We start from the raw sequence: 24,103 nt of genomic DNA on the forward strand, positions 1-24,103 counted from the left end.
ATTCCAATACATTATTGAGCTGTTTTTGATTCTTGCGTGGCATTGGAAATAGGGGAACCTATTTTCATTCGCATATCAAGGGAAAATCAATGCAGCACAAGCACTACACATCACCGCCACGGTTAAGGCTGGGTCAGTTGATCCTGGCCCAGGCATTTTCCACACTATTAGTGTTTACCACGCCCATCTTTATTGGCTCTGCCATGGCAGAGGTGGCGGTTAAGCACTACCAGATTTCTGCAGGACCGCTTAAAGATGCGCTGGCGCAATTTGGCCAACACGCACAAATCATGCTCTCTTACAGTGGTGAGCTGGTGGCTGGATTGCATAGCAATGGCTTGAACAAGGCTGCATCGGTGAGCGAAGGCCTGGAGCAATTGTTAGCTGGCACTGGCTTAGAGGCGATTGCACAGGAAAACGGAGGCTATGTGCTGCGCAAGGCTGCCAAGCCCACCACTGGCCGTACGGAAAGCACCCTGGAAGAGGTGCGGGTGCATGCCAGCAAGGATCCCACAACGGAAAATACGGGTTCTTACACCACAAGTGCTACGGGCGCTTCTACAAAATTGCCGTTGTCACTCCGCCATACACCGCAATCGGTGAGTGTGATTACCCGCCAGCGCATGGATGATCAAAACCTGACCCAGTTACAGGAAGTGTTGGAGCAAACAGTCGGTATTAGTGTTGTACAGAGCGGCTATGTTGGCGCGAACTGGAACACATTCCAATCGCGGGGATTCAATATCAACAATTATTTGGTGGATGGATTACCACTGGGTAATGGTTTCCAGCAAATGACCAATGACATGGCTTTCTATGACAGAGTGGAGGTGTTGCGTGGTTCTTCGGGGTTGATGGTAGGTATCGGTGCGCCGGGGGGAAGCATTAATTACATCCGCAAGAAACCAACCAGGGAATTCCAGGCGTCCGTGACCGGACAGGTGGGGTCGTGGGACAATTATCGAGGTATGGTCGATATCTCCACGCCGCTCAATGCTGATGGTAGTGTGCGTGGCCGCATTGTGGCAGTTAAGCAGGAAAGCGGATCAAATCTGGACCGGTATGGACTTGAGCGTGAAATGCTTTACGGTATTGTCGAAGCAGACTTAGCGCCTTCTACCCTGTTTACTGCCGGTGTGGAATATCAGAATCATGAAACCCATGATTCTCCCGAAGCCGGTTTGCCGTTGTTTTATAGTGATGGTAGCCATACTAACTGGAAGCGCTCCAAGAACCCTGGTGCAAGTTGGGCTTCCAGCGAAAATGAAAAGCTCGCTTTCTTTACTTCGCTAGAACATACCTTCGATAACGACTGGCGTGCAAAAGTGCAGTTTAACCATATACGTCATAGTTATGACAGTATCATTGGCTCTGGTGGCTCAGGCAGTCTGAACAAGGCTACTGGGAGTGGTGTGTCATTATGGGGTGGCCGTTGGAAAGCTGATCCAATCAAACAAAATGCGCTGGATGTTTATGCCACCGGGCCATTCACTCTGGGGGGGCGCCAGCACGAACTGGTTGTTGGCCTAAACTATTCCCATATCGAGCAAGAGAATGATCCGTCGTACACTCTCTGGCATTACATTTCAGTGGCCGACTATCGTAATTGGGATGGTAACGTGGCACAGCCTAACATGTCGCCAATCGGACGCTATTCTGAACGCACTCGTCAGTTTGGCGGTTATCTGACTGCACGTTTCCGGCCGACAGATCAATGGTCCATCCTTGCTGGAGCCAGAGTCATCCATTGGCATCAAGCGACGGGGTCAGAGCCGTATTCAGGTGCTGCCAGTGCGACAAGCCGCTCTGAAACCGGTGTGCTCACTCCTTATGTGGCCACAACGTATGATGTGACTGATACAGCCTCTTTGTATGCGAGCTATACCAAGATTTTCAATCCGCAAAGCCGATTGGATCGCAATGGTCGTTATCTCGATCCCGAGGAAGGCAACAGCTATGAAGTCGGTATAAAGCATGCATTTTATGGTGGTCGCCTTAATACCAGCTTGGCTTTATTCAGAGTCGAGCAAGATAATCTTGCCGTGCGAGATGGTAGTTTATTGGCCCCGAATGGAGGTGTAGCTTATGTTGCCGAACAAGGTACTGTGAGCAAAGGTGTCGAGGTGGAAGCCAACGGTGAGTTGGCACCAGGCTGGCAAGTCAGTGGTGGTTATACCTTCCGTATTTCTCAGAATGCGGATGGGGACAAGGTGCAAACGGTAACACCGCAAAACCTGTTCAAGCTTTTTACGACCTATACTCTCCCAGGCGCTTGGAGCAAGCTAACGGTCGGTGGTGGAGCAAACTGGCAGAGTCAAATTTATACCAATAATACAGGCCCAGGTAATGCATATCGATTCACGCAGGGTAGCTATGCTGTGGTTAATCTAATGGCGCGGTATCAGGTTGATGAAAACTTCTCTGTAGCATTGAATGTGAATAACCTATTTGACAAGGTGTATTACACGAATACTGCAGGCAATATGGGTTTCTACGGCACTCCACGTAATGCCATGTTGACCTTGAAATATCAGTTCTAAATGAATGCATCACAGGAGCGACGTAATATGTCGCTCCTGTGAAATTTTGTGCACATTATTGGTGCCTCATTCTCTTGGGGTCGGAGTTGTTGCCCGCCCAGAATTTTCCTTCCAATTTCCTGCAACAGCGGGAATTTGTTTCACTCATCAGTGCAATACAATCCTTAGCGTCATGTTTCAGTTCATTTTAGGCAAGTGAGCTGTAGTTTCTCACTTCATATCTTCTAAGCCAGCAGGTTTGCTAGGTTTGATCTGATTCCATCAGTATTCCGCACGAAAAGTGTGCCTCAAATGTGCATGCGCACATTTTTGGTGCTTTTGATAACATTCTCAACAACTATATATCATTCGCAAAACGTGATGTTTGGCATGCAATGCTTTGTTTTTAAAGTGGATGTGCCTGAATTCAATTGCAGAAGGTGGATATCCGCGCATTAGCTGGATTTGGTATGGTAATTGCTTATTAATAAGACCGGCGGAAGTTGGAGGTGCTTGGAATGGCAGCTAGACACCACAATATACCATGCCATGGAGCACGGTATATCTGAGCCGCATCAGATTAATGAATTTGCTGGAGAGGTAAATGAGCGCACTCAATGGTTCGCAAAGCGACAATACTTTTGGCTTGTATGACAGTTCCTTGGAAAAGGATAACTGTGGCGTTGGTTTTATTACCCGCAAGGATGGGATTCAAACCCACGATGTACTGGTCAAGGGGCATGAGGCTTTGTGTACGATCCCTCACCGAGGTGGTATGTCTGCCGAGGGCGTGGGCGACGGTGCTGGTGTTTCCATTGATTTGTCCTTGCCTTTCTTCTGTAGGCTGACTGGGCAGGCACTTGAAGCTGGTCGTTTCGGGGTGGGTAACTTCTTTCTGCCTAGCGATGCTGCCGCTTATGCCCGTGCCGAAGAGATTATCCGTGCCGCCTTGGCTGATAAGGGGTTGGAAGTCTTGCTGGTGCGTGATGTGCCGGTGGACAATGACGCGATCCGCCCTGCTGCCATCCGCTATCAGTTGCCTATCCAGCAATGGGTATTTGCTGCGCCTGCTGACATTGATGCGCCTGAGTTTGATCGCCGCATCTACAAAGCCCTGTTGGTGATCGAAGAGCAGGCATATACCGATGCTGCCTTAAGCGGCCTCTATCCATTGTCGATGTCTGCCCATACCCAGGTACTCAAGGGGCGCTTGAATTCCAACGAAGTGATTCCGTATTTCCATGACCTCATGGAAGAAGATCACGCCGTGCATACCATGTATTTCCATACACGGTTCTCTACCAATACTGACCCGCATCCGAGCATGGCGCAGCCATTCCGCATGATGGCGCACAACGGTGAGCTGAACACTGACCGCAAGAACCGCATTGCGGAGGCAGCGCTGGCGCGTGCCCGTAATGGCAAGATTTTCCGTCCCAAGGGGCAGTCTGACAGCTCGCGTCTGGACCAGACCCTGAACAGCCGCTTGATGGATGACGGCTTGGACTTGGTGACGGCCGTGGTCTCCATGATGCCACCCGCCTGGGAAAATGATCCTACCCTGCCTGACAATATCAAGGCCATGTTGGAGTATTTCTCTCTCTATGAAGAGAAGAATGACGGCCCTGCGGCGCTGATTTTTGGTAATGGCAGCGTGGTGGGTGCACGCCTTGACCGCCTGGGCTTACGTCCTTTGCGTAGTGTCGAAACCGAGGAATACCTTTGTGTTATGTCCGAGGCTGGCCAGATCAATTTCGCTCCAGAAAGTGTATTGCGCCGTGGCCGTATCGAGGCCGGCGGCATGCTGTATTACGACCACAACGAGAAGCGCTCGCGCGGCACACTGGAAACCCTGGAAATGCTGGCTGCCAAGCGTGATTACTCCGCCTTGCTGGAACAGGCGCGTGCCACATTGAAGCAATTGCCCGCGGTGCCTGCCGAAATAGCAGGTTCGCCCCAGCGTTATCATGGTGATCTGGCGTTGTATCAACGCTTTGTTTCCTATTACTACAATCAGGAAAGCTTCAAGTTCATGATGGACCCGATGCTGGCAACCGGTGGGGAAAAGATTTCCGCCATGGGTTACGGCAACGCCATCAATGCGCTGACCGACCATGAAGGCGGCGTGGCGCACTACTTCTCGCAACGCTTCGCCCAGGTGACCAACCCACCGCTGGATTCTATCCGCGAGGCTGATGGCATGACCCTGCGCGTAGCGCTGGGTGCCAAGCCCAACATGAACAAGGGCAAGGGTAGGCAGATCGTCATTGATTCGCCCATCCTCAGTCATCTCGATATGCTCAAGCTACGCGAGCAGAAAGAGACGCCATATCGCTGCTTCGAGTCCTTGTATACCCCTGTGGCAGGCAATGCAGCAGCGAATGAACAGGCTTTGGAGCAGGGCATTGATGCCCTGGCTGAGGCAGTGGTTGCCTTTGCGCGCGATGAAGGTGGCATTGCTGTCATTTCCGATCGCCATGTGTCCTCCAGCCAGGCGGCCATGCCTTTGCTGCTGGTAGTGTCTGCTATCAACCAGCGCCTGATTGACGAAGGTTTGCGCCTGGATGTTTCCATCGTGGCTGAAAGCGGCCAGATCGTGTCTTCGCACCACGTGGCGGCAGCCTTGGGCTTTGGCGCTTCTGCGGTTTATCCGCTGGGCGTGCAATTGCGTGCTGAGGAAAAGTACGGCGCAGATGCTGACAAGGCCTTCAAGAAATACGCCAAGGCGGCTGAAAAGTCCTTGATGAAGACCATGGGCAAGGTTGGCCTGTGCACGGTTGAAAGCTATATCGGTGGTGAATTCTTCGAGCCTAACTTCCTCAACACCAATGACCGCGTGTTGCGTAAGTATTTCCCCAATCTGAAAACACCAGTTGGTGGCGCTGACTTTGCCGCCATAGCCAAAATGGTAGTGGATTGGCACCAGGAAGCACAGAAAGTGACCGACGAGAACAGCGTGCCTTTGCTGGGCTTGTTCAAGGAGCGCTCAGAAGGTGCTGGCCACTCTTTCGGCACCATTGCCGTGCGTGGCTTTGTCGAGATGACGGAAGAAAAAATTCACTTCGACAAGCAAGGTGCGCGTGCGGAAGATGAATTCCTGCGCCTTATGACCTTATCCAAGCTTGAAGATGCATTCTCTCTCAAGAAAGGTGAGGCATTCAGTGGCAGCTTTGATCGCCTGGGTGCGGAAGAAATAAACAGCTTTGGCGTGACGCCGAGCTACCGCAGCTTCTCGCACATGATGGCGGAAGAGCGCGCCAAGCGTCCATCTGCGTTGCGTGACGTGCTGGAGTTTCCTGCGGATGTGAGCAAGATCACCAGTTCGGATGAGTTCCGTGCCGTGCTTGGTCGCTATGCCATTGTTGGTAACAACAGCATCGTGATCCGTGGCATTGAGGTGCAAACGCTGGGTAATGACCGTTTCAGCCTGCATTTGACCGGCCCGCTGGCAGGGGATATTTCACGCTTGTCCACGTTGGGCCAGGCGCTGGTAGCCCATTTTGGCAAGGCGATCAGTGGCCACTGGCTGGAAGGCAGCGCATTGACAGTGGAAGCCACTGGCAATGCTGCCGAATATTTCAAGTTGCTGCGTGTGGCACCAGACAGCGTGCCATTGGCAGAAGTACAAGCTGCGAGCGAAATCACTCGCAGCTTCGCGTCAGGTGCGATGAGCCATGGGGCACTGGTTGCTCCTGCACATGAGGCAGTGGCCCACGGTACCAATATGGTGGGTGGCATGTCGAACTCCGGTGAAGGTGGCGAGCATATCTCCCGCTACGGCACCATCCGTGCCTCGCGCATCAAGCAATTGGCTTCCGGTCGTTTCGGCGTCTGGGCTGGTTACTTGGCAGACCCGATGCTGGAAGAGCTGGAAATCAAGATTGGCCAGGGTGCCAAGCCAGGTGAGGGCGGCCAGTTGCCAGCGCCCAAGGTCACCGTCGAGATCGCGGCTGCGCGTGGTGGTACGCCCGGCGTGGAGTTGGTTTCCCCTCCTCCACACCACGATACTTACTCCATTGAGGACTTGGCGCAGCTCATTCACGACTGCAAGGCAGCGCGCGTGCGTGTGATCGTCAAGCTGGTGTCCTCCGAGGGCATAGGCACGATTGCCGTGGGTGTCGCCAAGGCCGGTGCCGATGTCATCAACGTGGCAGGCAATACTGGTGGTACCGGCGCGGCTGCCGTGACCAGCCTCAAGTACACTGGCCGTGCTGCTGAAATCGGCATTGCCGAAGTTCACCAGGCACTGTGCGCCAATGGTTTGCGCGATAAGGTGATCCTGCGTTGTTCTGGTGCTCACCAAACCGCTAGCGACGTGGTGAAATCTGCCATGCTCGGTGGCGATAGCTTTGAGTTTGGTACCACAGCGCTGATGATGCTCAAGTGCGTGATGGCGAAGAACTGTAACGTCAAGTGCCCTGCTGGCCTGACGACCAATGCCGAAGTGTTCGATGGTGATCCGCGTGCATTGGCGCAATACCTCATCAACGTTGCGCATGAAACCCGCGAGATTCTTGCCACTATTGGCTTGCGTTCACTGCGCGAGGCTCGTGGTCGCAGCGATTTGCTGCAATTACTTGATCACCCTGCTTCTGTTGGTCAGCTTGACCTGCGTGCCATGTTGACCGTGGTGCCAGAAGTGAAGATCGAAAATCCGGTCTACATGGAAAAAGATTTCGAGCTGGATGATGCGTTTATCGACGTGTTGCGCAAGGCGCTGGTCGAGGACAAGCAGCTTGAGGTTAACCTTGGCGCAGGCCAGGTGCTCAACAATCGCAACAAGACTGTGGGTGGTCAGCTGGCGATTGATATTGAACGCCTGCTCAACCATGAGTTGAAAGCAGATGCTGCATTGCAACTACCTGCGGTGATTGCAGATAAGCGTGGCCGCCGTTTCCTCAAGCCCGATACCGTCAAGATCGCAACCAGTGGTTCTGCAGGCCAATCTTACGGTGCTTTCTGTAACGATGGCATGGTGTTGCGCCATAGCGGCACCTGCAACGACGGCGTGGGCAAGGGCCAGGCTGGTGGCACCATCATCGTGACTTCGCCAGGCGGTGGTTCCGAGCAGGCCGGTGGCAATGTGCTGGTGGGTAACTTTGCGTTGTTTGGCGCAACCGGTGGCCGATTGTTTGTTGAAGGCCAGGCTGGTGACCGCTTTGCTGTGCGTAATTCCGGCACGACGGCTGTGGTTGAGGGCGTGGGTGATTTTGCCTGCGAATATATGACCAACGGCGCTGTGCTTAACCTGGGTGCGTTCGGTAAGGGTTTCGGTAACGGCATGAGCGGTGGTTTTGCCTATCAGTACGACCCTTATGGCGAGCTCACTGGCAAGGTAGCTGCGGATTCCGTATTGCTGGGCAATATCACTGATGATAGCGAGATGGCGCGTGTACACAGCCAGGCTATCCAGCAATTATTGCAATGGCATCTGGAAGCCACCGGCTCCAAGCGTGCCGCATGGTTGCTGGAAAACTGGGAGGCTGAGCGCCAGAACTTCGTGTTCGTCATGCCACGTGCCTTGTTGCTCTACCAGGACAGCGATGAAATCCTCAAGGCCAAGCCACGCAAAGAGTTGCTGGAAGAGTTATCTTCCGCGCTGGCTGCTTTCCAGGTGCGCAAGTTCAAGCTGGCTTACCGTGATGGCAAGCCCGTGGTGGGTGGCAAGGTGCCAGGCCATGGCGAGGCAGACAGCGAGGAAATGTATGAGCTGCTGAACAACTACACCGTGCTCAATATGGCGCAGCAAGTGGCCATGGCCAAGGTGCCGAATGCACAATCGGTGGCTGACCCTGCCGTGCAAAAGGCGGTGCGCAACTTGTTGCTGACGGAAGACTTCCTCTTGATGCAGAAGCTGCAGCGCTATGCGCGTGAGGCGATTGACGGATATAGTGACCAGGAGCTGGCTGTGCTGATTTCCGACAAGCGCCTGAGAGACTACAAGTCTGCCTTGAGCCTGCGCAACATTCTCTCCATGGATAGTCCAGGCACTTATGGCTGGATCATCCACCAGAGCTTGAAGAACAGTACCCTGCTTGGTGCACTGCCCAGCCTGGAAGCCTTGTTTGCCAAGGCCTCCATGCAAGAGCTTGTGGCCACGCTTAAATCCAATTAAGACTATACTAATAGTTTGACCCCATGCCGTGCCTGGTGCACGGCATGCATTTGTTGACGACCAGATAATGAAGATTCCCTACATTCCTGAAGATTCACCGTTTAATCAAGACCAGAAAGCCTGGCTGGCTGGTTTCCTGGCTGGGTTGCAGACGCGATTGCTCAATACCGACAGTGGTAGCGGGCGCGGCAAGCCGCCGATTTATATACTCTACGGTTCGCAAACCGGTAATGCAGAAGGCTTGGCGGCTACGGCTGCCAGCACGGCCAAGCAGCATGGCCTGGAGCCTGTCGTCAAGGCGCTGGATGAAGTCGAGTTGGAAGAGCTCGGCACTATGCGTCGCGTGTTAATCGTCACCTCCACTTATGGCGAAGGCGAGATGCCCGACAACGCCCAGTTGTTTTGGGAGGCCTTGTCATCGGAACATGCAGAGCGTCTTGAAGACATGAGCTTTGGCGTGCTGGCAATTGGTGATACTGGTTACGATGGATTCTGCGAGGCAGGCAAAAATCTTGATACGCGCCTGGAGCAATTGGGGGCCAAGCGCCTGCTCGCACGCGTGGATTGTGATGTTGATTTCGAGGAAGCTGCCAATACCTGGATTGAAACAGCGCTGCCTCTGTTTGCCGAAGTCGAGGGTGGCCCGGACGAAGTCGCGGCTAGCCCTGCGACAGCCGATACTGCTGTGCCGGTCGCATCGGCCTACAACCGCAAAAATCCCTATAAGTCGGTATTGGCGGTTAATCGTCGCCTTTCCGGTGAGGGTTCCGGCAAGGAAATTCGCCATTACGAATTCGACCTGGGCGATAGCGGCATCCATTACGAAGCAGGCGATGCACTCAATGTAGTGCCGGAAAACAATCCTGAGCTAGTGAATCTGCTGATCGAGCGCCTCGGCACCAAGGCAGATGCCGCTGTGGCCAAGCATGACCAGCCACTGGCAGAGTTGCTAACACGTGGTTTCGAAATTTCCACACCATCGCGCGAGCTGATTGCTGCGGTGGAACAACGTGCTGGCAATGCGGACTTGAGCCGACTGGTGCAGAGCGGTGACAAAGCTGCCTTGGAAAACTGGCTCTGGGGCAAGGATACGCTTGATCTGCTGCAGTTGAATCCATCGCTGAGCCTGAGTGCCGATGAGTTTGTCGGTTTGCTCAAGCCATTGCAGCATCGCGCTTACTCTATCTCCTCCAGTTCGCTGGCGAACCCTGATCGCATTCACCTGACTGTTGCCAGCGTGCGTTATGTTTCCGGTGGCAGGCAGCGTGGTGGTGTGTGCTCGACTTATCTCGCTGATCGCGTTCAGGAAGGTGAACAAGCGGGTATTTTCTTGACCACCAACAAGTCGTTCCGTGTACCTGCCGACAAACATGCACCTGTGATCATGGTCGGCCCAGGCACGGGTATTGCGCCTTTCCGTGCGTTCCTGCAAGAGCGCCAGGCGTCACAGGCACCAGGCAAGAACTGGCTGTTCTTTGGCGACCAGACTCGTGCCAGCGATTTCATCTATGAAGATGAGTTGACGGTGATGATGAAGGACGGCGTGCTCAATCGCTTCGACCTCGCCTTCTCGCGTGACCAAGCTGAAAAGATTTATGTGCAGACCCGCATGCGTGAAAACGGCAAGGAGCTCTACGCCTGGCTGCAGGACGGTGGTTATTTCTACGTCTGTGGCGATGCTAGCCGTATGGCCAAGGATGTGGATCAAGCCCTGCATGATGTGGTGGCCGAGCACGGTGGCCTGGATGCCGAAGGCGCAACTGCCTATGTGAATCAGCTCAAGCGTGAGAAGCGCTACCTGCGTGACGTTTACTAAGCTGTAACGCAGTTGGATGTGAAAAAACGGGGTTGAGGGCCCCGTTTTTTTATACACGGCGATGCTGCAACAGCGGCAATTGTTGTGAAATTTTCTTTACCGGGGTGTCCTTTTTTCATTCTCGCGTGTCATTACTAGTAAGAGCGCATTTTTTACTCGCGCAATAACGAGAATGGAAAACACATGACCACACGACAATCCTTGATCAGCCGCTGGGCAATGGCAGCGATGGCCTTGCTTGCCAGCTTTAGCGCCAGTGCAAATTACCTTTGGCTGGAGCCAATGCAAGGCGGCGCAACAGCGTACCTCGGGCTGTATGAATCTGCGCGACTGGATACTGCTAGTTTAAGCGCTATTCGCAGCCTGCTGGCAGATGGCAAAGAAGTGGCGACCAAGGTGGATGGTGAGCGTGTGCAGATCATGGCACCTGAAAGTGGTGATCTTCGGTTGACTGCCCAAGCGATAGGTCAGGACAAAGTTCTGCATTTTTATCAGGCCAAGTTAGGGCGTAGTGAGACCAAGGCCGTGAATGATCTTGAATTGGTGCCGACGGAGGCCAACGGCACCACGTTCAAACTGGTGTGGAAGGGCAATACCGTGGCAGCCTCCCAGGTCAATGTCAGCACTAGCGAAGGCTGGGTGCGCACCTTGAAGCCAGCAGAAGATGGCACGGTGACACTGACAACACCATTCCCTGGTTTGTATATCCTTGAAGTCACTGCGCGCGTGAATGGCAGCGTGACACACCAAGGTACCAAATACACCGATGTGCGGCATACCGCGACATTAAGCTTCGAGGTGAAGCCTTAAATGCGCCGGCGTCATATTGCGCTGCTAGCGATTGTGCTGGTAGTGGTGGGTGCCGCTTGGCTGACCCATACTCAGGACCCTGCCGATCTGTTCGAGATCGAAACGGTCAAGCGTGGCAACATCGAGCATAACGTCACGGCCATTGGCACCTTGCAGCCGCGCAGCTATGTTGATGTGGGTGCGCAGGTGTCCGGCCAGATTCTGGCCCTGCATGTGCAGCCTGGCGATGTGGTAGAAAAAGGGCATCTACTCGCCGAGATCGATCCGCGTGTGCCACAGGCCACGGTGGATGCAGGGCGTGCGGCGCTGGCTGGCTTACAGGCCCAGTTGCAAGAGCAGGAGGCGCAATACGTGCTCGCCAGCCAACAGCATGAACGACAGCAGCAGATGCAAGCCGAGGGCTCTACACGCACCGAGGAAGTACAGCAGGCACAGGCCACTCTGAAAACTGCCGCAGCGAGAATCAACAACCTCAAGGCACAAATCGATCAGACGCAATCTACTTTGCAGGGGAATGAGGCCCTGCTTGGTTTCACCAAGATTTATGCGCCGATGTCCGGTACGGTGGTGTCCATTGAAGCCAAGACCGGGCAGACCCTCAACGCCACCTATCAAACCCCTACCCTGTTACGCATTGCTGATTTGTCTACCATGACAGTGTGGACAGATGTCTCCGAGGCTGACGTGCGCCATGTAAAGCCCGAGATGCAGGTTTATTTCAAGACCCTGGGCGCTGATGATCGCCGCTGGAGCAGCACGGTGCGCCAGGTGTTGCCTGCGCCACCCAAGCCCGAGGGCGCGAGCACTTCCGGCACGCAAACGCCTAGTAGCAATAAAGTGGTGTTATATACCGTGCTCTTTGATGTGGATAACAGTGATGGCGAGCTGATGCCGCAAATGACTGCGCAAACTTCCTTTGTTGTGGCAGCGGCGGCAGAGGTGCTGACCGTACCTATCTCGGCGCTGACAGAGGTGGATGCCAAGGCAGGCCAATACAAGGCGCGTGTGCTGAACAAGGATCGCAAGGTGGTCTGGCATGAGGTCACCACAGGGGTGCGTACCCGTTTGCGTAGCGAAATTTTATCTGGTCTCGCGGAAGGCGATCAGTTGATCACTGCGGACAAAGCGCCCAAGCCCAGCCCGTGGAAGTTCCAGTTTTGAGTGACCGCCTGCCCTTGATCTCCTTGGTGGATATCCGCAAGCACTATGGCGGCGGAGATAAGCCACGGGTGGAAATCCTGCATGGTATTTCACTAGACATCCACGCTGGTGAGTTTGTGGCGATTGTCGGGGCTTCTGGCTCGGGTAAATCCACCTTGATGAATATCCTCGGCTGCCTGGATAAACCCAGTTCTGGACGCTACGATTTTGCCGGACGCAATGTGGCCGATATGGAGGCCGACGAACTGGCTTGGTTGCGTCGTGAGGCGTTTGGCTTCGTGTTTCAGGGTTATCACCTGATCGCCACCGAGACGGCGCAGGAAAACGTGGAAATCCCCGCGCTTTATGCCGGCATGCCAGAACGCGAGCGTGCAGAGCGTGCCCAGGCCTTGCTCACGAGGTTGGGGTTGGGTGAGCGCCTGCACTATCGTCCCAAGCAATTATCCGGCGGCCAGCAGCAACGTGTATCGATTGCGCGGGCACTTATGAATGGTGGTCGTATCATCTTGGCGGATGAGCCGACTGGTGCGCTGGATTCGCGCAGCGGTGAAGAGGTCATGCGCCTGCTCAATGAGCTAGCAGATGCAGGCCATACCATCATCCTGATTACGCATGACCGCGATGTGGCCGCCAATGCGCGGCGCGTGATCGAGATTCGCGATGGCCATGTCATTAGTGATACAGGCGTATTGCAGCCCTCCTTGGCAAACACGGCCCCCGCATTCAAGCTGGAAGCGGATGCCAGCCAGGTAGCCTGGCGTGGCGATATGCTGGAGGCATGCCGCGCTGCCTGGCGTGTGATGTGGGTCAACCGCTTCCGCACGGCCCTGACACTGCTGGGTATCATCATCGGTGTGGCCTCGGTAATCGTCATGATGGCCGTCGGTATGGGAACCAAGGAGCGCGTGGTAGCTGAGTTGGGTGCTTTTGGCACCAACCATATTTACGTCAGGCCCAAGCATGAAAGCTCAAAGGTACCGGGTCGTGGCATCAGTGTGGGCGACCTCGAGGCCATCGGCGACATCCCACAGATCACCTATGTATTGCCTAATCTTTCTGGTAACAAGGTGGTGCGTTATGGCAACCAGGACGTGCAAACCCGCATCAAGGGTTCAGGCGCGGCTATGGCGCGTATGTTGAACTGGCCGGTGGAAAAAGGCGCTTTCTTTAGTGAGGAAGATAACCAGCGCATGGCGACGGTGGCCGTCATCGGCCCGCGTTTGGCGCAGAACCTGATGCCGGATGTGGAAAACCCGGTGGGCGAGACTGTCCTGATAGGCAACGTGCCTTTCCAGGTGATTGGGGTGCTGGTTTCAAAAGGCGCCGTGACGGGCGACCAGAGCGACGACGACCTGGTGGTTATTCCCTACTCCACTGCCAGCATGCGGGTGTTCGGTGAGCGCGACCCTTCCTACGTCACCTTGGAAGTGGGCGACATGAAGCAAATTGATGCAGTGGCAAAAGCCGTGGATGATGTGCTGTTTTCCCGCCACCAGATCCGCGATTATGGCATGGAGAACGCCGCTGGTTGGATTGCTGCCCAGGCCAAGACGCAAGACAGCATGAGTATCATGCTGGCCTTGATTGCCGTGATCTCCCTCCTTGTGGGGGGCATAGGCGTGATGAATGTGATGTTGATGACCGTACGTGAGCGTACGCGCGAGATTGGCATCCGCATGGCCACGGGTGCACGCCAGCGTGACATTCTCCAGCAATTCCTTACCGAGGCGGTGCTGGTGACGACTGTGGGTGGAGTAACAGGCGTGTTATCCGGCCTGGCGATTGGCGTTATCCTGGTGTTCTGGGGCATGCCTGTTATCTTTTCCTTAAGTGCCATCATTGGCGCTTTCTTCTGTTCCGTGATTACCGGGCTGGTCTTTGGTTTCATGCCTGCACGCCAGGCAGCCAAGCTTGACCCTGTGGTCGCACTTGCCAGTGAGTGACATGAAAGTCCTGCGTTTATTCCTGTTATTGTTATTGCCTGCCTGTACCCACGTTAACCCGCCGCAGTTGCAGGCGGAGGATGGGCTGCACAATCTGCCTGACCAATGGCGTAATAACGCTAGCGTAACCGAGGCCGCTCATGTGCCTGATCAGGATTGGTGGCAGTCATTTGGTAGCCAAGCGTTGGCAGGCATGGTGCAACAAGCGCAACTGGAAAGCTACGATATTGCCGCTGCGATTGCCCGTGTTGAGCAGGCGCAGCATTTGGCGGTGGTGGCCGGGGCACCGTTGTTACCTGAGGTTTCTGCCGCAGGCAATATCGGCCGCCAGCAGCGTTTGGGGGGCAGTAGTGATGCCAATCGCCTGGGCACCTATTCCGCTGGATTGCTTGCCAGCTACGAAATTGATTTCTGGGGTAAGAACCGTGCAGCCTATCAAGGCGCATTGAGTAATCTCCGCGCCAGTGAGTTTGATCGGGACAGCATGCGGGTAAGCCTGGGTGCCAATGTTGCCATCAGCGCGATAGAGGCCATCGGCTTGGCTGAGCGTGTCGAGATTGCCCGGCGTAACCTGGAGAACGCCGAGCGGGTATTAGCCCTGGTGGATTCACGCTACCGGGCGGGCGCTGCGACTGCGATTGAGCAGGCCCAGCAACAGGGTTTGGTGGCCAGTCAGCGCCGTACCGTGGCCTTGTTGCAACAACAGCGAGGTAATACCGAGGCAGCATTGGCCACGCTGATGTCGCGCCCACTGGCTGAGCTACCATTGGTGGCTGCCAGTGTTCGAGCGTTGCAGCCTCCAATGAGCGATGCCGGGGTGCCTTCCGAGCTGTTGACCCGCCGACCTGATATTGCCTTGGCAGAAGCCAGGTTGCTTGCTGCTGATGCCGATATCCAAGTGGCACGTGCCGCCATGCTGCCCAGCATTCGCTTGACTGGCGGTGTTTCTACTGCGAGTGAGCACTTGCGTGATTTGTTTGATGCCCCGTTATATAACCTGGCCGCTGGGTTGGCTGCACCTATCTTCAATGCGGGCCGTCTGGCAGCGCAGCGTGATGCTGCGATTGCACGCCGCAAAGAGCTGCTGGCGAATTACCGCCAGGCGATTATTGCCGCATTGAGCGATGTCGAGGCGGCCCTCAACCGTATTGCCGGGCTGGAACAGCAGGCCATTGCGCAAACCCTGGCACTGGAAAATGCCGAGCGTGCTTTTGCCCTTGCCCAATCCCGTTATCAAGCCGGGGCGGAAACCATGTTGACCATGCTGGATACGCAACGCACCCTATTCACTGCACAAGACCTGGATTTGCAATTGCGTCAACAACGCCTGCAGGCCTCTGTTGATCTTTATCGTGCCTTGGGCGGCGGCTGGCAACGCTCGCAGTAGAGGCTGTAGTGCAACGCGGTTAAAGGCTGCTTACTAGCCTGCCCTTTCTGGTTGCCTCAGTAGCGTTAATGCTGCGTTGCAATGCCTCGCCCGACGCTAAGCAGGTCTTCTTGCCGAGATTACGCCGGATTGCCCGAGGTGATTTAGTGTATAGTCACCCTCTGATTCATTCCTATTCGCAATCAGCATGTCTGCCAGCAGCGCCCAAGCCATTACTCCTGAACACCTGCACAACATCAGCACAGAAGAGCTGAAGCGTCAGCTTGCAAGCGATCCGCGGGAGGCGGTGCAATGGATAAAGGCCTTGGCTGAACAAGGCGAACCCGAAGCACAAGCCTTGCTCGGGCAGGCTTACCTTGACGGGCATGGTCTGCAGCCAGACCCCAGGCAGGCCAGAATCTGGTTTCGCAAGGCAGCGGAAGCGGGCCATTTGTTCGGCATGAATATGCTGGGCCGTGCTTACGATCAGGGCTGGGGCGGCCCGGTGGATCATGCCTGTGCGGCGTACTGGTTTCGCATGGCGGCTAGCCAAGGGCTGGATTGGGGCATGTACAACTATGGGCACCTGCTGTTGCATGGCTTGGGCGTAGAGAAAGATGAGCTACAAGCGTTCGACTGGTACAACAAAGCTGCCGAGTTAGGCCACGCCAAGTCATTGGGTGTGGTCGGCAGGTTTTTCGAGGAAGGCTGGCTGGGCGAAAAAGACCAGGGAAAAGCTTTCGACTATTATCGGCGTTCTGCCGAGGCCGGCGATTTTCGAGGGCAATACAACTATGCCCTGATGTTGCTGGAGCGCACCCAAGTCGGAGATGCATTGCACTGGATGCGTGTTGCGCTGATCAATGCGCATCTGGCGTTTTCCCGTACCATGGCGGCCAATTTGCTCCAACACCCTCACTCGGCTTTACGTCAAGTGGGCATGGAAGCCTTACACAAGTGTGCACAACAAGGCGATGAAGGGGATGTGTATACATACGCCAAGCGCCTGTTAAGCCAGCAAGACATCATGAGCCTCTCCTTGGGGCGCTGGTGGCTGCGCTGCGCAGCACGTCAGGGCCATGTGCAGGCGCAACAAGCAGTGCTGCGCTATATCTACCTAAGTTGAGCGCTTTTCGCGCGATCAATCTCTCTCTAACAAGATATCTGTTTTAAAGGACCAGCATGAGTATCAGAAAATGGTACCTCGTTCATAAATGGACCAGCCTGATATGCACGGCATTTTTATTGATGTTGTGCATCACCGGCCTGCCCTTGATCTTTCATGAAGAGATCGAACACCTTTCCGGTGTGGTGGAGGCTCCGCCAATGCCTGAGGATACGCCCTATGCCAGCCTGGACAAGGTGGCGGAGGCTGCGCACAAGCAGCGCCCGGGCGACGTCATCCGCTTCATGTTCTGGGAGCAGGATGAGCATCCGCATGTGACATTGGTCTCGATGGCGGAATCTATGGATGCGCCGCCTGATGCTGGCAAGGTTGTGCTCATCGACAGCCGTACCGCCAAGGTGCTGGATGAGCCGCCACCAGATCGTGGCTTTATGTATGTGATGCTCAAGCTGCATGTGGATATGTTTGCGGGCTTGCCTGGCATGCTGTTTCTCGGTTTCATGGGCTTGTTGTTTGCGGTCGCAATCGTTTCCGGCATCGTCTTGTACCACCCTTTCATGCGGCGGCTGGATTTTGGCACCATAAGGCGCGAAAAGCAGGCGCGCCTGAAATGGCTGGATGTGCATAACCTGTTGGGCGTTGCCACGTTAGTATGGGCGCTGGTGGTGGGTTTGACCGGCACCATCAATACCCTGAGCCAGATCGTGATTTTTATCTGGCAAAGTGACCAGATGGCGGAAATGATCGCGCCCTACAAAGGTTTGCCAGCGCCTAAAAATCTGGGTTCGCTGCAAGCGTCCATGGAGACAGCCCAGCAGGCCATCCCGGATATGCATCCGAGTTTTGTTGCTTTCCCCGGCAGCATGTTTTCCAGCCCGCACCATTACACCGTGTTCATGAAAGGTAATACGCCTGTCACATCACGTTTGCTCAAGCCAGCACTGGTGGATGCACAAACCACCAAGTTGACTGATGCGCGCGAGGTGCCTTGGTACGTCAAGACCCTGCTGCTGTCGCAACCCCTGCATTTCGGCGATTATGGTGGTTTGCCCTTGAAGATTATCTGGACCTTGCTGGACTTGATCACCATCGTGGTGTTGGGCAGCGGTTTGTATCTCTGGCTGCAGCGCCGCAAGCAAACCGACAAACGCATCAGTGAGCTGGAGCAAAAGCACGCTGCCATGGCAGGAGGCAAGCCATGAGCAAGCGATTCATGCAGATATGGGGCTGGCCTATCATCTTGGCATTGCTAAGCACATTTGGCCTGTTGGCGGCCTTGCTGGGAGTTGGTCTCTGGCATTGGCTATCCTGGATAGCATTGTCAGTGCCTATTGTGGTCATTTGGCATTATTGGTTCAGGCCGGGCAACAAGTAGTATTTGCGGGCATGACTTGTGCAAACGGCATGGCACAGAATAAAATGAGAATTGTTTTTATTAATAATTGCTGCTTGTATCCTGTCGCGTCATGCCTACGTCCCCGCTATCAACCACACAGCGCCTGGGTGAGCTCTATGTTCATCACCATGGCTGGCTGTTTGCCTGGCTACGCAAGAAGCTGGGTTGTCCGCATGAGGCGGCGGATTTAGCTCAGGACACCTTTACTCGCATCCTGGCATCCCGTGACGCATTGTTCAATATGCAGGAACCGCGCGCCTATCTCACCACCACGGCTAAGCATCTGCTGCTCAATCAGGCCCGGCGCCGTGCTGTCGAGGAGGCTTACCTGGCTGGGGTATTAGCATTGGGTGAGGATCATGCGCCTTCTGCCGAGCAAGTGACGGCAGCCATTGAGGCGCTGGAGCAGATCAGCCAGGTATTGCAGGGGTTGGCGCACAAGCCGCGAGAAGCCTTCCTCATGCGTTATCTGGATGGCATGTCACATGCGGAGATTGCGCAGCATCTTGGTGTGTCGACCAAAATGGTACAAAAATACCTCATCAATGCCTTGGTACATTGTCATGCTGTCGTCGGTGCGCCGATGGAGGCACATTGATGGCATCCGTGGCAGAAGAGGCGGCGGAATGGTTGCTGCGCCTGGAGGACGAGCCTGGTGATGCTGCACTGCTAGCGCAGTTTCAGCGCTGGCAAGCACAAGACCCTGCCCATGCGGTAGCGGTGAAGCACATGCAGGGGCTGATTGCCCAATTGGAAGGCCTGCGCCCGCAATCCGGAGTTGCGCATCACGCGCTGGAGGCAGGCATCACGCAACAGCATCGCCGCAAGCAGCTCAAGCGAGGTGTCAATCTTATTGCTGTGCTGGTGCTGGCGTTGCCCTTGGGGATGTTGCTACAGCACTATCCACTTGCCTATTGGCTTTCTGATGTGCGGACCGCTACTGCCGAGTGGCAATCCGCGCAACTGCCGGATCATAGCCAGATTACCCTGAGCGGGCATAGTGCTGTGGATGTGGATTTCACCGCGCAGGCCCGCACCATCCACCTGCGCCAGGGAGAAATCCTGATTGACGTTGCCAAGGATGCGACGCGGCCTTTTGTCGTCAACACTGCACATGGCAGCGTCACCGCGCTGGGCACTCGCTTTGTGGTGAGTGAAGATGGGCAGGCGACAGCCGTTGCCATGTTGGAGTCGCGCACCAAGGTGGCGACAATCCCGTCAACAGCTCCACAAACTGCGGTAGTCACACAAGGGGAAGCCATCAAGATCACTTCGCAGGGCCTGGGCCAGATTCATGTGATAGACCCTGCCAGCATTAGCGATGCCTGGAGATTGCATCAACTGGTGGTGCAAGACCAACCTTTGTCCGAAGTGCTGGCAGTCCTGGCGCGCCATCGCAAAGGTTACCTGCATTTCAATGCTGAAGCACTCGCTCATTATCAAGTCACGGCCGTATTGCCGCTGGATGATACGGACAAGGCGCTGCAATTGCTGACTGAAAGCTTCCCGGTCAGGGTGAAACGCTTCACGCCATGGATAGTCACTGTGCAGAATATTTCAGTGACTGATTCGCATTAAATTTTTACTTCCTGGTTCCAGTTTCAGGTTGCCAAGTGTCTTGGTAATTGAAACCGTTTATCAGGGAGTAAAACACAACATGCAATCATCCATTCAATCAGGCTTCCGGCTCGCACCTCTTGTGCTCGCCGTCCAGTTGACCTGTCTGCCTATCCTGTTTGCCAGCAGCACCCTTGCCCATGCAGAGACGCTTGCTGCCACGCAGCAATACGACATTCCTGCTGGGCCATTAGCAGCGGCGCTGACGCGCTTTGCGCAACAATCCGGAGTGGCGATCTCTGTTGATGCCAATGAGATCAAGCCGTTGCAAAGCCCGGGTTTGAAGGGCAGCTACAGCATTGACGATGGCTTTAACAAAATACTGGCAGGCACAGGCTACGGCGCGGAGAAAACATCAGCAGGCTATGCCTTGCGCAAAGTATCGGCAGTTCGTGAAGATACTAGCCGTGGCGCTTTGCCAGAAGTCAGCGTTACTGCGAGCAAAACCCGTGAATCACGTGCCACAACAGAAGGCTCAGGCTCCTATGCTGCACGCGCTGCGACTATAGGGAAAGGTGAGCAATCACTACGTGATATTCCTCAATCCGTGAGCGTGGTGACGCGTCAGCGTATGGATGAGCAGAACCTGACCACGCTGGACAATGTGCTGATGCAAACGACGGGCGTGACGCGTGAATTCCGTAATTATGGACATACTGTCTATTATTCGCGTGGTTTCGCGCTGGATAATTTTATGACTGACGGTGTGCCTGTGGGTTATTACGGTGGCATTGGTATTGCGCCCGATACTGCCATCTTTGACCGAATTGAAGTGTTGCGCGGTGCGCCCGGTTTGTTGATCGGCAATGGTGATCCAGGCGGCACCGTGAATATGGTGCGCAAACGTCCGCTTGCAGAAAAGCAGGTACAGGTAACGGCACGGGCAGGTAGCTGGGATTATTACCGCCTTGATGGAGATGTCACGGGCCCTTTGAACGAGGCCGGTACCCTGCGTGGTCGCCTGATTGCAGGGTATGAGGACAGGCACTATTTCTATAATGAGGCGCAAAGCAAATTGCCGTTGTTGTACGGCATGTTGGAAGCGGATATTGGTGAAAACACCGTGGTTGCAGCTGGGCTACGTTATCAGCATTACTCGCAGCAAGGGGGGAGATGGGCGCAGGGCTTGCCTTATGCAACTGATGGTAGTGATTTAGGCCTGCCCCGCTCTACTTCTTATGGGCCTAGTTGGACTTATTTTAAAAGTACAGTCAGAGAGGTGTTTGGAGATATTAGCCATCGCATCAACGACGATTGGTCCATTAAGCTGAGTGGTACTTATCAGTTAAGTGAGCGAAAAGATGCGCCTATTTTTACGTCGGCTGGGAGCGATGCTATAGATCCCAGCACCCTGCAAAGTTTCGCATTGTACGGTGTAGATTTCGAAGATAGTAAATATCGGCGTAGGGGCGTTGATGCGCAGCTTCATGGCAAATTTGATGCGTGGGGCCAGGAGCATCAGCTATTTGTCGGTGCTAACTGGCAAAGGGAAGAAACGCTCGCATATAAAGGTAATAGCGTGTCATATGCTAGTCCGATATTGGTTAATCCCAGCTCGCCAGATTTATCGGCATTGCCACGCATATATAACCGTCCTAATGGCACGCCCCTGGCGAGTATGGTGACGACTCAAGGGTTCTACGGCAACGTCAAGTTGCAGGTGGCCGATCCATTGAAAGTCATTTTGGGTGGCAGGGTAAGCTGGTATGAAAATAGTAATTTTGGCGGTAGCTCATTCAAGGAAACCCATGAAGTAACTCCCTATGTGGCGGCTATTCTGCGTCTTAATGACCAATGGTCGCTATATGGCAGCTATACCGACGTGTTCCGTCCTCAAAGCGATGCTTATACTGCAAGCGGCAATGCACTCAAGCCAGCAGTCGGCAGCAATTATGAGGCAGGCATCAAGGGAGAGTTTGCCGACGGCAAGTTGAATACTTCGTTTGCAATATTCCGCATTGACCTAGACGATATTGCCCAGCCCGATCCACAGAATCGGCTGAGTTGCCCTGGGACACCTGCTTCGGGTGGTTGCTCCATCAATGGTGGAAAACTTAAGAGCGAAGGATTTGATGCTGAGGTTAATGGGGAGATCCTGCCAAGGCTGCAATTGTTTGCTGGCTATACCTACAATTCTGCCAAGTATGTGCGTGACAGTGATGATATGGGCAATCCTTCAGCAAATGAAGGAGGGGCCTACCAAAGCGCCTTTATCCCTCGTCAGCTTTTCCGTAGCTGGATGACCTATAAGTTGCCAGGTGATTGGGATAAGGTCACCGTGGGCGGTGGCGTCAACTTGCAGAGCGAGATTTATAGCAAAGACTCTGGCATACGCTATAGCCAGAGTGGGTATGCGGTGTGGAATGCTCACGCGAGCTACCGGATTGATGATCGCTGGACAGCTGCGTTGAATATCAATAATTTGTTTGACAAGCATTACTACACTGTTGCTGATAATCGCTGGTACGGAGAACCACAAAGCTTCATGCTGACCTTGCGCGGTAATTTCTAACGCGCCACTCACGGCAATTCTTCTGTCAGCAGGCCGCAGGCGTACAACATTACGTGTTGTATCCCTGCGGCTTTTTGCCATGTTTTTATTGACAATAATTCTTATTTGCTTAACCATTCTCTTTTGTTGCTGATCGTCTGAGTGAAGACTGAATCAGCATTTCTTCACATGACCTCCCAGCAAGCGAATGTCCATACCAGATCAACATGCCGCGCCTCATGCTACCTTTGGTGAGCTATATCAAGCCCATCATGGCTGGCTGGTGAACCTACTCAGGCGCAAGCTGAGCTGCAGCCATCAGGCGGATGATCTGGCCCAAGACACGTTTACCCGGATATTGTCTTCGCGCAGCGAGATTGCTGAGATCAAGGAGCCACGGGCTTTTCTCACCACGGTGGCCAAGCGATTGCTGGCCAATCACTATCAGCGACAAACGCTTGAGCAGGCTTATCTACAGGCGTTGGCGATCATGCCAGAGCCACAGGCGATCTCGCCTGAAGAGCGCCTGCTGATTTTGCAAACATTGCATGAGATCGATGCCATGCTTGATGGCCTGTCTGACAAAGCTCGTCGTGCTTTCCTGTTATCGCAGCTGGAGGGCTTGGCCTATGACGAGATTGCCCTGCGGCTGGAAGTGTCAACGCGTACGGTCAAGCGCTATATGGCGCTGGCATTCGAGCAATGCTTGTTAGCGATGCTGTGAAGCCAGATGAGTCAATCCACAGCTAATCATACTGTTATCCGGCAAGCCGCCCAATGGCTGGCATTGTGGCATTCGGGGAGCATGACCGATGCTGACATGCTCAGGCTCGCTGATTGGCGTGCTGCCAAGCCTGAGCATGAGCATGCCTGGCGCCAGGCAGAGCTTTTAGCACAGAAACTTACCCACATTCCTCCCCAATTGGGTATGCCAGTGCTTGATCGTGCAATCAGCCGGCGTGATTTCATCAAGCCTTTGGCTTTATTGCTGGTGACTATGCCGACAGGCATGTTGGCGTATCGGTATGCGCCTTGGCGTGAATGGGCGGCTGATTACCGCACAGCGACAGGTGAGCGCCGGGAGTTGGTGCTGGCTGACGGTAGCCGTGTCATGCTCAATACCGCCAGCGCCATTAATGTGGTGTTCACCGATCAACAGCGCGAGCTTAGGCTCTTGGCGGGAGAAATACTGATCCAGACTGCGCCTGATCCGCATCCCGTGCACCGGCCTTTTATTGTCCAGACCGCCGAAGGCCGCTTGCGTGCGCTGGGCACGCACTTCAATGTGCGCCAGCAAGATGCCTGGACGCAGCTTGCAGTGCTCGAGGGTGCTGTGGAGGCAACGCCTGCTGCCGCAAAACAACATGCCAGCGTGATTACAGCAGGCAGGCAATCAAGCCTGACAGAACATGAGGTGCATGCTGCTACCAATTTGGATGAAAAGCGCACGGCTTGGGCAGATGGCATACTCTATGTCGACAAAATGCGGCTGGATGAATTTGTTGCCGAGCTTGGGCGCTATCGGCCTGGTGTATTGCGTTGTGAGGCGGATGTTGCGCACTTGGAGGTATCTGGTGTTTTCCAGCTTAATGATACCGATCGTATTCTCGCCGCCCTGCAAAATACCCTGCCCGTGCAGCTACATTGGCGCACCCGCTATTGGGTAACGGTTGCGTATCGCGCATAGCACTCACTCCTACTCTTTATTTTTTTCTGCCGATTGCATACGGCATGTCACCTTTT

The 24,103-nt window shown here is 54.5% G+C and carries 15 protein-coding genes; all 15 read left to right on the forward strand.

What is annotated here, in order from left to right:
- Positions 1–89 precede the first annotated feature (89 nt).
- Entirely contained in the window at positions 90–2,540 is a 2,451-nt protein-coding gene (locus ACIKP9_RS10105; RefSeq protein ID WP_400882187.1) for a TonB-dependent siderophore receptor, read from the forward strand.
- A gap of 583 nt (positions 2,541–3,123) precedes the next feature.
- Positions 3,124–8,634, forward strand: a complete 5,511-nt coding sequence (locus ACIKP9_RS10110; protein WP_400882190.1) for a glutamate synthase-related protein — start codon at positions 3,124–3,126, stop codon at positions 8,632–8,634.
- 67 nt (positions 8,635–8,701) lie between these two features.
- The gene (locus tag ACIKP9_RS10115; protein ID WP_400882193.1) at positions 8,702–10,450 is read left to right on the forward strand and encodes a sulfite reductase subunit alpha; all 1,749 of its coding nucleotides are present in this window, start codon (positions 8,702–8,704) and stop codon (positions 10,448–10,450) included.
- 183 nt (positions 10,451–10,633) lie between these two features.
- Positions 10,634–11,260 (forward strand): hypothetical protein, encoded by a 627-nt coding sequence (locus tag ACIKP9_RS10120; RefSeq protein WP_400882196.1) that lies wholly within the window; start codon positions 10,634–10,636, stop codon positions 11,258–11,260.
- The gene (locus ACIKP9_RS10125; RefSeq protein ID WP_400882199.1) at positions 11,261–12,421 is read left to right on the forward strand and encodes an efflux RND transporter periplasmic adaptor subunit; all 1,161 of its coding nucleotides are present in this window, start codon (positions 11,261–11,263) and stop codon (positions 12,419–12,421) included.
- Positions 12,403–14,364: a MacB family efflux pump subunit gene (locus ACIKP9_RS10130; protein ID WP_400882202.1), complete on the forward strand. Its 1,962-nt coding sequence runs from the start codon at positions 12,403–12,405 to the stop codon at positions 14,362–14,364. The genes ACIKP9_RS10125 and ACIKP9_RS10130 overlap by 19 nt, the downstream gene beginning before the upstream one ends.
- 1 nt (position 14,365) lies before the next feature.
- Complete coding sequence (locus ACIKP9_RS10135; RefSeq protein WP_400882205.1) at positions 14,366–15,751, forward strand: efflux transporter outer membrane subunit; 1,386 nt, start codon at positions 14,366–14,368, stop codon at positions 15,749–15,751.
- A 187-nt stretch (positions 15,752–15,938) separates the two neighbouring features.
- Positions 15,939–16,856, forward strand: coding sequence for a tetratricopeptide repeat protein (locus ACIKP9_RS10140; protein ID WP_400882208.1), 918 nt, complete (start codon positions 15,939–15,941; stop codon positions 16,854–16,856).
- A gap of 56 nt (positions 16,857–16,912) precedes the next feature.
- A complete protein-coding gene (locus tag ACIKP9_RS10145; protein ID WP_400882211.1) occupies positions 16,913–18,058 on the forward strand; it encodes a PepSY-associated TM helix domain-containing protein in 1,146 nt (381 codons plus the stop codon).
- The gene (locus ACIKP9_RS10150; protein WP_400882214.1) at positions 18,055–18,231 is read left to right on the forward strand and encodes a hypothetical protein; all 177 of its coding nucleotides are present in this window, start codon (positions 18,055–18,057) and stop codon (positions 18,229–18,231) included. The genes ACIKP9_RS10145 and ACIKP9_RS10150 overlap by 4 nt, the downstream gene beginning before the upstream one ends.
- Before the next feature lie 91 nt (positions 18,232–18,322).
- Entirely contained in the window at positions 18,323–18,850 is a 528-nt protein-coding gene (locus tag ACIKP9_RS10155; protein WP_400882217.1) for a sigma-70 family RNA polymerase sigma factor, read from the forward strand.
- Entirely contained in the window at positions 18,850–19,830 is a 981-nt protein-coding gene (locus tag ACIKP9_RS10160; RefSeq protein ID WP_400882219.1) for a FecR family protein, read from the forward strand. Before ACIKP9_RS10155 ends, ACIKP9_RS10160 begins: the two co-directional genes overlap by 1 nt.
- Before the next feature lie 79 nt (positions 19,831–19,909).
- The gene (locus tag ACIKP9_RS10165) at positions 19,910–22,381 is read left to right on the forward strand and encodes a TonB-dependent siderophore receptor (protein ID WP_400882222.1); all 2,472 of its coding nucleotides are present in this window, start codon (positions 19,910–19,912) and stop codon (positions 22,379–22,381) included.
- Between the two features lie 187 nt (positions 22,382–22,568).
- A complete protein-coding gene (locus tag ACIKP9_RS10170) occupies positions 22,569–23,084 on the forward strand; it encodes a sigma-70 family RNA polymerase sigma factor (RefSeq protein ID WP_400882225.1) in 516 nt (171 codons plus the stop codon).
- A 6-nt stretch (positions 23,085–23,090) separates the two neighbouring features.
- Complete coding sequence (locus ACIKP9_RS10175) at positions 23,091–24,047, forward strand: FecR domain-containing protein (protein WP_400882227.1); 957 nt, start codon at positions 23,091–23,093, stop codon at positions 24,045–24,047.
- The last annotated feature ends 56 nt before the right edge of the window (positions 24,048–24,103 follow it).

The sequence above is a fragment of the Methylobacillus methanolivorans genome, from assembly GCF_044751345.1.
GTDB classification, from domain to species: domain Bacteria; phylum Pseudomonadota; class Gammaproteobacteria; order Burkholderiales; family Methylophilaceae; genus Methylobacillus; species Methylobacillus methanolivorans.

Coding starts and splice junctions, on each gene's coding strand:
- ACIKP9_RS10110 (WP_400882190.1), top strand. CDS start 3,124: ATGAGCGCACTCAATGGTTCGCAAAGCGACAATACTTTTGGCTTGTAT.
- ACIKP9_RS10165 (WP_400882222.1), top strand. CDS start 19,910: ATGCAATCATCCATTCAATCAGGCTTCCGGCTCGCACCTCTTGTGCTC.
- ACIKP9_RS10145 (WP_400882211.1), top strand. CDS start 16,913: ATGAGTATCAGAAAATGGTACCTCGTTCATAAATGGACCAGCCTGATA.
- ACIKP9_RS10160 (WP_400882219.1), top strand. CDS start 18,850: ATGGCATCCGTGGCAGAAGAGGCGGCGGAATGGTTGCTGCGCCTGGAG.
- ACIKP9_RS10120 (WP_400882196.1), top strand. CDS start 10,634: ATGACCACACGACAATCCTTGATCAGCCGCTGGGCAATGGCAGCGATG.
- ACIKP9_RS10155 (WP_400882217.1), top strand. CDS start 18,323: ATGCCTACGTCCCCGCTATCAACCACACAGCGCCTGGGTGAGCTCTAT.
- ACIKP9_RS10115 (WP_400882193.1), top strand. CDS start 8,702: ATGAAGATTCCCTACATTCCTGAAGATTCACCGTTTAATCAAGACCAG.
- ACIKP9_RS10175 (WP_400882227.1), top strand. CDS start 23,091: ATGAGTCAATCCACAGCTAATCATACTGTTATCCGGCAAGCCGCCCAA.
- ACIKP9_RS10125 (WP_400882199.1), top strand. CDS start 11,261: ATGCGCCGGCGTCATATTGCGCTGCTAGCGATTGTGCTGGTAGTGGTG.
- ACIKP9_RS10170 (WP_400882225.1), top strand. CDS start 22,569: ATGTCCATACCAGATCAACATGCCGCGCCTCATGCTACCTTTGGTGAG.
- ACIKP9_RS10140 (WP_400882208.1), top strand. CDS start 15,939: ATGTCTGCCAGCAGCGCCCAAGCCATTACTCCTGAACACCTGCACAAC.
- ACIKP9_RS10105 (WP_400882187.1), top strand. CDS start 90: ATGCAGCACAAGCACTACACATCACCGCCACGGTTAAGGCTGGGTCAG.
- ACIKP9_RS10150 (WP_400882214.1), top strand. CDS start 18,055: ATGAGCAAGCGATTCATGCAGATATGGGGCTGGCCTATCATCTTGGCA.
- ACIKP9_RS10135 (WP_400882205.1), top strand. CDS start 14,366: ATGAAAGTCCTGCGTTTATTCCTGTTATTGTTATTGCCTGCCTGTACC.